Below are 12,855 nucleotides of genomic sequence, written 5' to 3'. Positions count from 1 at the left end.
GCTGTTGGAATGGATGATGGTGTTGAAAATTATGAGGATCTGAGAAAAATGAGAGAACAACAAATCAAGAACGTTGCGACAGATCATTTTGCACTGAATCACTTCCATGATCAGCTAATGAGTCAAATCGTGTATCTAGCAGTAGAGAAAGTGAAAAAAGAGTGGGGGCCACCTCCCTCTCCTTTTTCATTTTTTTTAATGGGAAGCGGCGGGCGGTTTGAGCAAGCGCTATGGAGTGATCAGGATCATGGGATCGTTTATGAAATTTCGAGCGAAGAGGCGAGCAACTATTTTCTTAAGCTTGGAAAAGAAATCTCGGTTGGTCTCAATACGGTTGGATATGAATTTTGTGATGGGAATGTGATGGCGTCTAATCCACTTTGGTGTAAATCAGTGGAAGAGTGGAAAAGGCAGCTTGAAAATTGGATGGATGATGAGAGTTTTGACGCCATTCGTCACCTATTGATTTTTATTGACGCGAGAGTCTTAGTTGGTAGAGGGGAATTTATAGAAGATTTAAAGCAAGTGATTCACTCTAAAATCGAGGAATCGCCATACTTATTAAAAAGAATGCTGAAAAATACGATGAGGCTTCAAAAAGGGCTCGGTGTATTCGGACAAATACTCGTCGAAACGCATGGTACCCATACTGGAGAAATCAATTTAAAACAGACGGCTTTATTTCCCTATGTTAATGCAGTGAGGCTTCTTGCATTGAAGGAGAGCGTGATGACGACGTCTACTTTAGCAAGACTTGGTGCTTTATCAGACAATAGCCGCTCAGAGTGGAAGCAGTATGAAGATAAATTTAAGCAGCTTTTACAGTTTCGGCTTCGTTATGGAAAACAAGAAGATTATGAAGCCGTTCATTATGTGACGATTGACTCCCTTCCTAAAGAAAAGAAGAAAGAGCTCAAGGAGATTATGAAAAAAGGGATTGAGCTTTACAATGACACCACAAAGCACATCGAAAAGGGTGTTACTAAATGAAGATGAATCAAATGGTTCAATATTTAAAGCAGCTGTCCGGTAAGGTGAATACGAGCATGTACGCATCAATTCAAGATCAATCAAATCCTCATCATATTTCCATGCTAAGACAAATGCAGAAAGAAATTAAAATGAAAAACACGTTAGAAGTACCCTTAAATCAATTACGAGTCGTTGTTTTTGATCTTGAAACAACTGGTTTTTATCCGAATAAAGGGGACGCCATCCTGTCGATTGGGGCGGTGAAAGTAACCGGTGAAACCATCGAAAAAGATACTTTTTATTCATTGGTTCAGTCTAGTAACGCACCATCCGAAGAGGTTACTGAATTAACGGGCATTAAGGCGGAAGATCTGGATTCCGCACCGCCCCTCTCAGATGTGCTCGCTCGATTTTATAAATTTATGAAAGGACATACCTTAGTTGCACATCATGCGAAGCATGAACAAGCCTTCATGCAGCACGCTACCTGGAGTTTGATGCGTGCCAGTTTCGATCATCGTATTGTGGATACTTCTTTTTTAATACGAATTGCTGATCCTGAGCTAAAAGGATTTCAATTAGAAGAGTGCTGTACAAATTGCGGAATTGAGGTGAAAGATCGCCATCATGCCCTGGGAGATGCAAAAATGACAGCGGAGCTTTGGTGTCATTACTTGAAGAGAATTCAGGAGATGGGGTTTACGAATTTGCGTGAGGTTTATGAGCGGTTGGCGCGGATGGGGTAGTGGTGACAGGCACCGTGAAGACTGATCTATGCCATTAAATAAGTCAACACTTTTAGTAAAGAGTGTCTTTCTATAGTACAAAAAAGCCTTAGAAGGATTCTAAAGGCTTTTTTGTTTTGCAAGTGGTCTTTTTCGTCAGCCTTGGAATTTGAAGCTGATTCAGTGGAACAAAAAAGTAAGAACAAATATTTAAGCATGTTCCATACTTTCCATAAACTATTAAGAATATAATGGAAACGATCGTAACCACTGAGTTGATATGTCAGTTTAAGACAAACACTAACCTTGAACTCAGGGTACTAATTGTTATGGATTAATATACCTTGTATTTCCTGCACCATCCCTAATTTCTAAATGTCCAGTCTGTTAGCCGAAAATTGTTTCTTATAGTTGGTGTTTGTGATTTACAGTGTAAACAAAAGTTAATAGGGCGAGATTACTATTATAATTTACTTGTTAAATTCGAAAATCAATTCTTCTGGAGTATACAAATCATTCAGATATATGATACGATTATACAGAGTTGTTCTTTTTAAAGAACAGATTGATAAAGAAAAATAAAACGATATGTAATTTTTGATTATGGAAACAGAATGCAAATACTTCGTAAGGAATTCAATTCGGTATAGATAAGTGAATTTGTTAATGAATGATAACAACGTCCAAAGCTCTAATCAATATAGTTAGCCGTTTCCTCAAAATAGTTAGTTATTATTTAGAAACTGCCGTATACAGAAAGTGTTAATCAGGCAGGAAAAAGGAGCACAAACATGAATGAAATAAACATTCTAATTCTTAGTGCCGGGAGAAGGGTAGAACTCGTTCAAAGTTTTCAAAAAGCAGCAAAAAAGTTGGAAATACCAAGTCTAATCATAGCCGCAGATTGTTCTGAAACTGCCCCAGCCTTATATGTTGCCGATAAAGCATGTTTGTTACCTCCTATTAACAACTCCGATTATGTAAAAGCCATTATTGAGACTTGTTTAACAGAAAAAATTTCTCTAATAGTCCCTACTATCGATACAGATTTACTAATACTTGCAGAAAATCGAAAAGTAATCGAGGAAAGCTCAGGTGCTAAAATACTGATTTCCGATTTAGAAGTGATTAAAATATGCCGTGATAAAATTAAAACTCAATTGTATTTGGAACAACATGATTTTAAAATTCCAAGAATGTATTCCGTTGAGGAAATCACTACTGGGGATTATGAATTTCCATTATTCATTAAACCGAAATCTGGGAGTTCCAGTATTAATACATTTAAAATTACAAATCTTGATGAATTGAAAAATGCCTTAAGTATTGTTCGAAATCCGGTCATTCAGGATTTTATGGAGGGGAAAGAATATACAATTGATGTCTTTTTAGACTTTGTAAGTAATGTAATTACGGTAGTCCCAAGGTTAAGGCTCGCCACGCGTAGTGGCGAAATTTCAAAAGGTGAGATCGTGAAAGACATGGAAGTGATCAACGAGGTTAAGAGATTAATGGAAGTATTGAAGCCGATTGGCCATATAACTGTTCAGATAATGAAGACTGATAAAGGGATAGAATTTATCGAAATCAATCCAAGATTTGGTGGAGGCGCGCCCATGAGTATTCAAAGTGGTGCAGATTCTTGTGAGAACCTCTTTCGGATTCTATTGGGAGAAAAATTAAGCTATCACGAAAATTATAGAGACAATATTAAATTTGTGCGGTTTGATAGTAGCATTTGTCTGGATGAAAATATGGAGATAGTGAAATGGTGAAAGTGGTTTTATTCGACTTAGATGATACCTTAATTTCGGAACGCGACTATATTCAGAGCGGATATTATTATGTCTCCAATTTAATTAGCCATAAACATCATCAAACTGCCCGTGAAATCAATCTCTTATTAAACGAACTGTTTATTGAAAGTCCGAAGCATGTGTTTAATCGGCTATTTGATCATTTTGGTATAGAATACACAAGGTCTACAATTATGGAGCTTGTTGAGGCTTATCGTAATCATAAACCAATGGTAACCTTCTTCGATGATGTCTTGCCCTGTTTAGAAATTTTAAAGGACCAACACATCCAAACAGGAGTTATTACGGATGGTTATGCTGAGGGGCAGTGTCAAAAATTAAGGGCTGTAAATGGTTTTGATCACTTTAATGAAATTATCATAACGGATCAGTTGGGAAGAGATTATTGGAAGCCCCATGCTAGGGCATATGAGATGATGAAAGATCTATTTAACGTTAAATATTCTGAGATGGTTTATGTAGGAGATAACGTGAGTAAAGATTTTGTAACACCAAATAAGCTTGGAATGAAAACGGTACAAATTAATAGAGAAAACGGCATTTACAGCACATCCACGATCTCCTATGAAAAAGAATTCTATGCACAACACTCTATTAATTCTTTATATGAATTCTTAAATTTATTCTGTTTTATAGAATATCACCCCGTAGGAGATGGTTAGGATGAAAATACTATATTTAGCTAGATTTTTACCGGAAGAAGGTTCAACAACACATATGTATACTCTTGTGAAAGGAATGATAGAACGAGGGCATGAAGTTCATATGATTTCTGCAGGACCAACTAGTAACAAGGGTTCCGTATCTATTTTTAATGATGTCATTAATGATGGTTTGAACCACCATAAGGTCCGATTTCCGATAAATACAAGCTATAATAGTGTGGGGAAAATCATTCAATTGCTGATATATCTCTTGGTGACTCCCCAAGTCCTTTTTCTTCTCTTGAAGTTGAGACCAGACATTATTCACGTTCATTATCCTGTTACATCCTATTTGGCAAAACTGTATAGTAAGGTAACTGGAGTGAAGTACGTAACAACTCATCATATTTCAGGTATACCAAAACACCCCCTTCACAAAAAAGCCGATTACGTTGTGGCGATTAGCAGAGAGTTAAAAGAGGAGTTACAAAATCAATTTCACTACACAGAAGACCAAGTTAAGCTTATATTTAATGGGGTTTCTGTCGACCGTTTTAGCCAAAAAATAGATAGGACAGACAAAGAGGAGTGCAAAAGAAAAATTGGCCTATCAGGAGATGAGGTAGTTATTGGTTTTGTTGGTAGTCTATCACATAGGAAGGGAATAGATGTATTAATAGAAGCAATTGCTAAACTTGATAGGGATTATCATGTTGTTATTCTAGGAGATGGGGAACTAGAGTGGGTAACTTCTCTTGTGAATGATGCTGGGTTAAAGGAAAAGGTTACATTCGAGGCATTTCAGGATCCTATTAAGTTCTATCAAATGTTTGATGTGCTGGTATTACCATCTAGAAAAGAAGGTTTTCCTTTAGTCCCTCTAGAGGCCATGATGATGGGGATTCCAACAATTAGAAGCGAAGTTGAGGGAGCAAGAGATCAAATTGAGCATGGAGTCGATGGTTATCTATTCAGAAATGAAGATTCAGGTAATTTATCTGAATTTTTGAACTCATTAATAGAGGATGTAAATCTAAGAGAAGTGATGGGTGAGAGGGCGAGAGAGAAAGCCGTAAATCATTTCTCTGAGAAAACAATGATAGATCAACTTCTAAATGTATACGAAATAGCAAATCGAAAAGCTAAACAAGTTTAAATTGCAATGATTTCGTAAAACCGGGCTTTAAGCCTGTCACATACTTGTCCTCCAACATATTCTGTAAAGAACACAGCATTTTGTTGTGTATCAGTTACAGTTGAAGGAGGACGTTTGCTTGATTAAAGTAGATGATTTTTCAGCGTCGAATGATGCAGCTATGGTTCAAGCTGCAATCGATTTTGCAGCTGAAAATGATGTTAAAAGTGTACAACTTATTGATAGAGATTACTCAATTACGAAGCCTATTCTGATTAAAGAAGGAGTATCTCTTCATTTTAGCTATGGATCTCGATTTATTGTAACAGGGAGTTTTCGAGTTATTGAGCTTCAACGGAATGCAGCTTTATTTGGTGCATACATTGCGATTGATGATCCTAAATTTAATGCACCCGTTATCTTTTTAGATGGAAAGAACAAGTTTTATAATTCGTGGTTTAAAGCTCAAGTAAAAGATGCGGTTATCTTGAATTGGAGCGGTTCGCATAAGGGTGTTGGTATATATCTCTATGCTAATGGATCAGGCCATGAAATTTCATTTATGAACTTTCAAAACGTGAAATGCATCGGATTAAAAACGGCAGTTCATCTTCAAGCGGTAAAAGCCCAAAGTGGTTTTAGCTATATTAACGCTAATAGTTTTAATGATCTTGTGATAGATGATTGTGTGAACGGTATCCAATTGTTTTCTTCTGAAACGATTCCCAATGAGTGTAGTGGTAACACATTTAAAAATATACAATTTCAATCTTCCGGTGTTACTTCTAATATGCTAACCGTTAATGGTCAATTCAATGATTTTGATGGAATGGTATGGGACTTATCTAACATTCCACATAATAATCCAATCATCCGTCTTACGCAGACAAGCTCACATACTCTCCTTGCCATGAAAAACGTCCCATTACAACGAATAGATGATAAAGGAAAGTCGAATAAAATAGAAGTTCTTTAATATTTATCTTAAGCTATCCGTAGGAATTGGGCGGGTGGTTTTTCTTCTTTTTACAAAAAGTAAGAGAGAAGGGATATGAAAGGTAGAAAGAGAATGCTATAAAAGTATTGTCATCAAAGCAAAACGCAGAAAGGAGATAAACATGAACAGAAACAAAACTGTATGGATCTTCTTATTAACTGCTATGACCTTCATGATTATATTTAGTTTTGTATTGTGGTCCAAAGTTAATAGTCAAGCGAGTCCTATAACTGTTCCCTCAGATGACTTACAAGCCGATGGGTTTGTGACAGCAGAACAATTTGGTGCAAACGGGGAGGATGCTAATGATGACTCTGAGGCTATTCAAAGGGCCATCGACTACAGTGCAGAAGTTGGTATAGGGAAGGTGCGTTTAACTGGCAACAACACCTACTATCTGGCTCAAGGCTTGATTATTAAAGAGAAGGTAGAACTCAAAATGGACCAAAACACCCGTATATTCATTGAAGGAAATTTTCGAGCTTTTGAATTGAAACGCAACGCTTCCTTATCAAATGGAACGATCGAAGTGACATCTCCTAAATTTCGTTCGGAGGTTATTTATCTTGATGGACAAGAGCAGAATTGGTCCACTGAACGAACAAGAGTAAACAATGTAACAATCTTTAATTCAAGTGGATCACATCTGGGAACGGCTATGTTTTTCTTTGCCGGTAAGCCGGGAGATTATATCAGCTTTGTTAATGTTTCCGACGTTAATATAATCGGATTCTACCAAGGAATAAAGATGGAGGCTAGTCAGTCTGGTGCAAATAACCAATATACATGGATTAATGGGAATCGTTTTATCAATATCACTCTTGATGATTGTGTGCGTTGCATTGAGTTGATTGGAGAGGTATCTGTTCCAAATGAAACATCTGGAAACCAGTTCAGCGAGTTACAAATACAAATTTCGAAAGTCACAGAAAAAGCTATTATTTTAAGTGGATCATCAAATCAGATTAATGGAATGATATGGGATGCTCACCTTGCTTTACAAGAATCTCTAATTGAATTTACACCTCAATCCTATGGTAACAATGTAAACCTTAATCTACTAGATGATAGAGTGATCAATAACGGGAGGAGTAATATATATAATGGAGGTCCGTAAATACCTTTGGTATGAGAATTGACTATATTTTTTGTTTTCTATAATGAACAAGAAATAAATTTTGTTCTTTATGGAAAACGAAGAAAATTTAAGGGAAAATGAGATAAAGAGTTCCACAGTACTGTAAATGCCAGAATATAAGTCTTAACAGGAGTTTTAAATCTACTATAAGACTATTATACTAAGTGTGTAGTTCTCTAAAAAGAACGTAATTGTCATTTATAACACTCGATAGGAGGATATTATGGAGCAAAGGATGGACTTAAAACAATTTCTTGAGGTTCTGAAAAGAAGGCTTATAGCGATTATCTTAACTACTCTGGTCGTGTTTGGTGTTTCAATCGTCGTTTCCTTATATGTTATTAAACCAACATATCAGGCTACAGAATACATTTTGATCGGAACATTTTCTGACGAAGATGCTTTGGTGAACTCTCAAAAGATTGATCGTCTTCTTGCTTCATCAATTGATTTCATTGAAAGTCCAATTGTTGTTAATACCGTGAAATCAAAATATGGTTTTGAAAATGAAGATATTGAAGAAAGTGTATCTGTACAGAATAGTAGAAACTCTCAAATAGTGAATGTTATAGCTCAAAATAGTGATCCTGAGAAAACAACTGAGTTAGCACATGCTATTGCTTCAACATCAGTAGAAAAAATGGAAGATCTGTTAAAGGTTGATCAAATCGAGCTATTAAGCAATAAGGGAGGAGAAACGACATTAAAGCGTATAGATAATCCAATTGTAAATATGGTTATTGGATTAACCGTTGGTTTATTTATGGGAATCGGTCTAGCACTTATTAAAGAGCATTTTGATGATACAATAGCCAACTCTAATGAAGTGGAATCTCTTTTAGGGCTAAGAGTTCTGGGGGAAGTGGATGCAGTAAAGGCTAAGATGGAGAAAAAAATGATAAAAGAAAATAAAAGGAAGATTGAAGTCAGCCTTGCTGAAAGGAAGGGAGGAGAGATTCGTGCTTAAAGAAAAAGACAAACTTCTAGGTATCGTTAAAAAAAGACGTGCTCGTGATCAGTCGAGGAAAAATCAAATTAAGGTTATTCGAGCCAAGCTTCAAAAGAAACAAGAGAGCCCTACAAGCATTCTTGTCACTACTGCCGATAAAGGTTTTGATCATTCTATAATCTCCTATGAATTGGCACAGTCATTTGCTACACAAGGAAAGAAGACCATTTTGATAGATGCAAATTTTCAAGAGCCAGTACTTCACAAGTGGTTTGATAAATCCCTTGGGCTCGGTTTAATTAATGCTATCCAAAGAGGAAATATTCAAAGGTATATCATTCCAACCAGTCATTCGAACTTGTCCTTTCTCCCATTTGGAACGATGACTTCTCACTCTTTAGAAAGCTGGCAGTCAGAGCGACTTCAGAAAACCATAGATTATTTGAAAAGTAATCATGATGTTGTCATTTTTGAATCACCATCATACTTAACTTATTCAGAAACGCAGCTTCTGGCCTTCTATAGTGACGATATTATTGTAGTTGTAAAGCAACATAAGGATAAAATAAGCAGGTTACATCAAATGAAGAACGATTTGAAAGCTGTAGAACGAAGTGTAGCAGGAGTGATTTACCAATCGAATTAATCTACTCAAGGTGGCAACAAAAATGAAGACAACAACTGGAAATTCTATAGCCATGAACATTCTTCACCTCTTATACAGCACCGTTCTAGCAAGTGTCTTAAATGCTAGTGCTCTTATCATTCTTGCATCTTATCTTAAAACCTCTAACTATGGGATGTTCAGTGTGGCTCTAGCATTCGCGATGATTATGGCCTATTTCACTGATAGTGGCTTGAGTCAAATTGTATTACGTGAAGGATCAAAAGAAAATGCAAATATCCCAGTTGTTATGTCATCATATATCAAATTAAGATTATTTCTACTAATTGCAACATTTCTTTTAGGGTTTATCATCCTCAATACACTACATTCAGAAAATGCTATGCTTTTGAAAACTTCTTATTATCTTATTTTTCCTTTTGTTATTGGTGTTTCCATGCAGAGTATTGCATCCACATATTTTCAACTCATAGAAAAAATGCAATTCTCGGGTATTATTCGCATGATTTCGTCACTGCTACTTGTTCTTTCTATTACGCTAGGTATGGTCTTCGATTGGCATCCATTTATAGTTTACGGTGCTTATGGCCTTTCATATGTCGTGGCTGGATTAGTAGGAATAATTCTTATGCTAAAGTTTACCTCCGTACCAATGCGATCTAATTTCCATAGTGGCTTATTTAATCAGCTTTTATCGTTTACCATAACGGGATTGCTATTTGTCATTCTTCCACAGTTAGGACCTATTCTATTGGAGAGAACAGTTTCTCTTAGCGAAGTTGGGTTATTTGCAGTAGCATATAGAATCCCACAGGCCCTTCAACAGTTACCCTTTATAGTCGCAGGAGCTTATTATCCAGTCCTTTTTCGTTACTTTAATCAAGGAAGTATACTGGATCATCAGCGATTAAATATGATTGAAATGAAAGCAATGGGGCTAATTGGTATGGCAATGACTGTGCCGCTTTATTATTTTTCTGAACCTATAATTGCTCTATTATTCGGAGAAGAATGGATTAGTTCTGCTAGTCTATTAAAGGTGATTTCTTTGGTATTGTTTCTTCAAGGCATTAATATAGCCTTAGCAGATGGCTTGACTACCAGGGCTCTTCAAACTCAACGTATGATTGTCCAATCAGTAGTTGTTGTTTGTGCAGCTGCACTATTTTGGGTACTAAGTCAAAGCATAGGATTAAATGGAGCAGCATATGCCTGTATTATGATTGAAGTCTTTGCCTTCTTTGGTTTTTGGATGATAGCACCTAATCGTATCTATATAGGTAAAAGCATTCTCCCCTTTATTATTATCCTTGTAAGTGGGTTGATGATAAGTGACTTTTTATTCAATACTATCCCGCTTTTAGCAGCAGGTGTTCAATACCTTATTATCGGTGTATTTCTTTTCGTTGATAAGCAGCTGAATCAATTTATTTTTAACCTCCTATTACGAACAAAACTTGCTGGGAAATGGAAAGTGAAAAGGTCTAGGAGGGTGGAAGATGGGCTATAGTTTATCTGAATCGGCTCCACAACGAAATTTCTCTTTATTTCTTTTAATTTTGCTGGTTACGATGGGCAAATATAACATTTATGTAGGATTTGCAATTAAACCCTATATGATTTTCTGTATTCTGTTTTTATTCTTTCACCTTATAACGTTCCGTTTTCAGCGTTTCCATACTTTTGAAATATTTTTCTTTCTATTTTATTTCATTTATATGTATTCTGGAGCATTTTCGCTCTATTCTATCTCTAGTGCTCGCGCTGTTTTTGGCCTCATGCTCTATATGATTTGTTACCTCATTATCAAAGATGTTATTAACCAGACAAAAGCTAGTGTGATCGAGACAGCCATTGCTTATGCTGGAATAGCCTTTAATACAATCAGTTTAGTTTTATATATCATTGGTTTAAAACTACAAAATTTTGTGCTAAATGGGGATGGAATTATATCTTTGGGTGTACTACTTGATCGTGGATACCCTCGATTGATTGGACTTCTACAAGATCCTAATTTCTTTGTTTTTTATAATACACTGTTTTTCGCATACTTTTTATGCCATCGGGATTCACTCAAAAATAAGATCGGCTTTTTCTTAAGTCTTGCTACTACAATACTTACCTTTTCGAGAGGCGGTATTTTAGCCTTAATTCTCATATTTTGTATCTATATCTTAATGAATAAGCCTGCTGAGCAATTTAAACTGATAGGTGCTTTACTGTTATCACTAGGATTAATGGCATATATAGCTATTGCTCAATTAAAATTCGACGTATTGGGTTTATTAGAATCAAGAGTCGAGGACTTTTCAAGTGACGGAGGCAGCGGTCGTTTTGAATTATGGGGGCGTGCATGGGAATATTTCTCTTCAAACATAACGATGGGGATAGGCGCCTTTAATTTCTCTGAATATAACCTCTTTATTTACGGTGATAATCACGTTGCTCATAATACCTTTCTTGAAATACTTTCTGAATCAGGAATCATCGGCTTGTTTTTCTACTTATTATTCATTTTACTAGTTTTCGTTCAGCTGCTCCAATCGCAGCTTTATCGTACGAAGCCCTATCTTTTCCTAGTTTTTATCGGTTTTTTGCTTCAAATGGTATCGTTATCTCTTGTACTGAATGATATGTTCTTTCTGTATCTTGCTATCTTATCAGCTTATCTTTCACAGGAAGAATATAAAGATTCTATGTTTAAATTAAAGGTGGATAAAGTATATCCGTTCCATTTAAATTGAAGGGGGTAATGCAGGTGAATGTGTTAATGTTAACTGATAAATTGATTCACGGGGGAGCAGAAAATTATTTTTGTCGACTTGAAAATGAACTTCCTAATGATAAACTGACACTTTACACCGTTGCAGGTCCAGGGGAACTGGAATCGCAGATTAAACATAAGGAAAAATTCTATTCAATTAGCCGTAAAAGGCACCTTCGCAATATGATGATGATACGAAAATTAATTGTGAAAAAGAAAATTGATGTAATTCATGCTAATAGTTTACGCATGGTTCTTTACCTCATCGCAATTACAATGAATCCAATAAAGAAAAGAACTATCAAAGTGGTTTATACAAAACATAACGTTACTTCTCTAGAAAAGTATCCAACTTTGTTCTCTTGGATTTTAAATAAATATGTTGATCGTATTATCGCTGTTAGTGAATTTGAAAAGGAGAATATCATTAAAAATGGAGTCAATGAATCTAAAGTGAAAACTGTTTATAACGGAGTCGATTTAAAGAAATTTCGCTTCCAACCTAAGTTAAAAGGAGAACATTATAAAGTTGGTATATTAGCAAGACTATCGGAGGAAAAAAACCATAGTTTTTTTATCGATATAGCAAATGAATTTCGCCATATGAGCAATCTAACTTTTTATATTGCAGGAGATGGTCCAGAATACCAATCGATAACCGAAAAAATAAATTCGATGGGTCTTTCGAATAAAGTGGTTTTAGTAGGAAATGCCCGTGAACCTGAGAAGTTTATTGCGGAAATGGACCTGATGTTATTAACATCTAAACTAGAAGTATTTCCGATGGTGATGCTGGAAACCATGGCAGTCGGTACTCCTATATTAACAATCAACGTGGGTGGAATTAAAGAAGCTGTTATAAATAATGAAACGGGGTTTCTAGTGGAGAAATATTATGTGAAATCTTTTTGTGACATTATTTATCAGTTGATTGAAAATGATGATCTTAGTCACCAGTTAGTCCAGCAAGCGAGAAATAAAGTTGAAATAGAATTTTCCATGGAAAAAATGGTGGAAAGTACGTTAAATGAATATATGCAGGTAAGTCATATGTGATTGTTCTTTATAAGGAACGAATACAAGTAGATA

The 12,855-nt window shown here is 35.8% G+C and carries 12 protein-coding genes; all 12 read left to right on the top strand.

The window, feature by feature from the left end; genetic code table 11:
- Positions 1–9: 9 nt before the first annotated feature.
- The 12 genes from ABVF21_RS06155 to ABVF21_RS06100 all read left to right on the top strand — a co-directional run bounded on the left by ABVF21_RS06155 (position 10) and on the right by ABVF21_RS06100 (position 12,822).
- Entirely contained in the window at positions 10–990 is a 981-nt protein-coding gene (locus ABVF21_RS06155; protein ID WP_371017737.1) for a DUF294 nucleotidyltransferase-like domain-containing protein, read from the top strand.
- A complete protein-coding gene (locus tag ABVF21_RS06150) occupies positions 987–1,718 on the top strand; it encodes an exonuclease domain-containing protein (RefSeq protein ID WP_303535098.1) in 732 nt (243 codons plus the stop codon). The genes ABVF21_RS06155 and ABVF21_RS06150 overlap by 4 nt, the downstream gene beginning before the upstream one ends.
- Positions 1,719–2,488: 770 nt before the next feature.
- Positions 2,489–3,472: an ATP-grasp domain-containing protein gene (locus ABVF21_RS06145; protein ID WP_303535097.1), complete on the top strand. Its 984-nt coding sequence runs from the start codon at positions 2,489–2,491 to the stop codon at positions 3,470–3,472.
- Entirely contained in the window at positions 3,466–4,176 is a 711-nt protein-coding gene (locus ABVF21_RS06140) for an HAD family hydrolase (RefSeq protein WP_303535095.1), read from the top strand. Before ABVF21_RS06145 ends, ABVF21_RS06140 begins: the two co-directional genes overlap by 7 nt.
- 1 nt (position 4,177) lies before the next feature.
- A complete protein-coding gene (locus ABVF21_RS06135; protein ID WP_303535093.1) occupies positions 4,178–5,314 on the top strand; it encodes a glycosyltransferase family 4 protein in 1,137 nt (378 codons plus the stop codon).
- Between the two features lie 118 nt (positions 5,315–5,432).
- A complete protein-coding gene (locus ABVF21_RS06130; protein WP_303535091.1) occupies positions 5,433–6,269 on the top strand; it encodes a hypothetical protein in 837 nt (278 codons plus the stop codon).
- Positions 6,270–6,411: 142 nt separating this feature from the next.
- Positions 6,412–7,407: a hypothetical protein gene (locus ABVF21_RS06125; protein WP_303535089.1), complete on the top strand. Its 996-nt coding sequence runs from the start codon at positions 6,412–6,414 to the stop codon at positions 7,405–7,407.
- Positions 7,408–7,651: 244 nt separating this feature from the next.
- Positions 7,652–8,395, top strand: coding sequence for a YveK family protein (locus ABVF21_RS06120; protein ID WP_303535088.1), 744 nt, complete (start codon positions 7,652–7,654; stop codon positions 8,393–8,395).
- Entirely contained in the window at positions 8,388–9,023 is a 636-nt protein-coding gene (locus ABVF21_RS06115) for a CpsD/CapB family tyrosine-protein kinase (protein ID WP_303535086.1), read from the top strand. The genes ABVF21_RS06120 and ABVF21_RS06115 overlap by 8 nt, the downstream gene beginning before the upstream one ends.
- Before the next feature lie 22 nt (positions 9,024–9,045).
- Positions 9,046–10,512 carry an oligosaccharide flippase family protein gene (locus ABVF21_RS06110; protein ID WP_303535084.1) on the top strand — a complete coding sequence of 489 codons (1,467 nt, stop codon included), beginning with the start codon at positions 9,046–9,048 and terminating at the stop codon, positions 10,510–10,512.
- Complete coding sequence (locus ABVF21_RS06105; RefSeq protein WP_303535083.1) at positions 10,502–11,746, top strand: O-antigen ligase family protein; 1,245 nt, start codon at positions 10,502–10,504, stop codon at positions 11,744–11,746. Before ABVF21_RS06110 ends, ABVF21_RS06105 begins: the two co-directional genes overlap by 11 nt.
- 14 nt (positions 11,747–11,760) lie before the next feature.
- Positions 11,761–12,822 (top strand): glycosyltransferase family 4 protein, encoded by a 1,062-nt coding sequence (locus tag ABVF21_RS06100; RefSeq protein ID WP_303535082.1) that lies wholly within the window; start codon positions 11,761–11,763, stop codon positions 12,820–12,822.
- The last annotated feature ends 33 nt before the right edge of the window (positions 12,823–12,855 follow it).

Origin of the sequence: Pseudalkalibacillus sp. JSM 102089 (assembly GCF_041366475.1) — a bacterium.
GTDB lineage: Bacteria > Bacillota > Bacilli > Bacillales > Guptibacillaceae > Guptibacillus > Guptibacillus hwajinpoensis_B.
Note: the sequence above shows the minus strand (reverse complement) of the source record. Positions and strands in the feature narration are given on the sequence as shown.

Excerpts from the sequence above, each read along its gene's own strand:
- ABVF21_RS06155 (WP_371017737.1), top strand. The coding sequence starts at position 10 with ATGGATGATGGTGTTGAAAATTATGAGGATCTGAGAAAAATGAGAGAA.
- ABVF21_RS06150 (WP_303535098.1), top strand. The coding sequence starts at position 987 with ATGAAGATGAATCAAATGGTTCAATATTTAAAGCAGCTGTCCGGTAAG.
- ABVF21_RS06145 (WP_303535097.1), top strand. The coding sequence starts at position 2,489 with ATGAATGAAATAAACATTCTAATTCTTAGTGCCGGGAGAAGGGTAGAA.
- ABVF21_RS06140 (WP_303535095.1), top strand. The coding sequence starts at position 3,466 with ATGGTGAAAGTGGTTTTATTCGACTTAGATGATACCTTAATTTCGGAA.
- ABVF21_RS06135 (WP_303535093.1), top strand. The coding sequence starts at position 4,178 with ATGAAAATACTATATTTAGCTAGATTTTTACCGGAAGAAGGTTCAACA.
- ABVF21_RS06125 (WP_303535089.1), top strand. The coding sequence starts at position 6,412 with ATGAACAGAAACAAAACTGTATGGATCTTCTTATTAACTGCTATGACC.
- ABVF21_RS06120 (WP_303535088.1), top strand. The coding sequence starts at position 7,652 with ATGGAGCAAAGGATGGACTTAAAACAATTTCTTGAGGTTCTGAAAAGA.
- ABVF21_RS06110 (WP_303535084.1), top strand. The coding sequence starts at position 9,046 with ATGAAGACAACAACTGGAAATTCTATAGCCATGAACATTCTTCACCTC.
- ABVF21_RS06105 (WP_303535083.1), top strand. The coding sequence starts at position 10,502 with ATGGGCTATAGTTTATCTGAATCGGCTCCACAACGAAATTTCTCTTTA.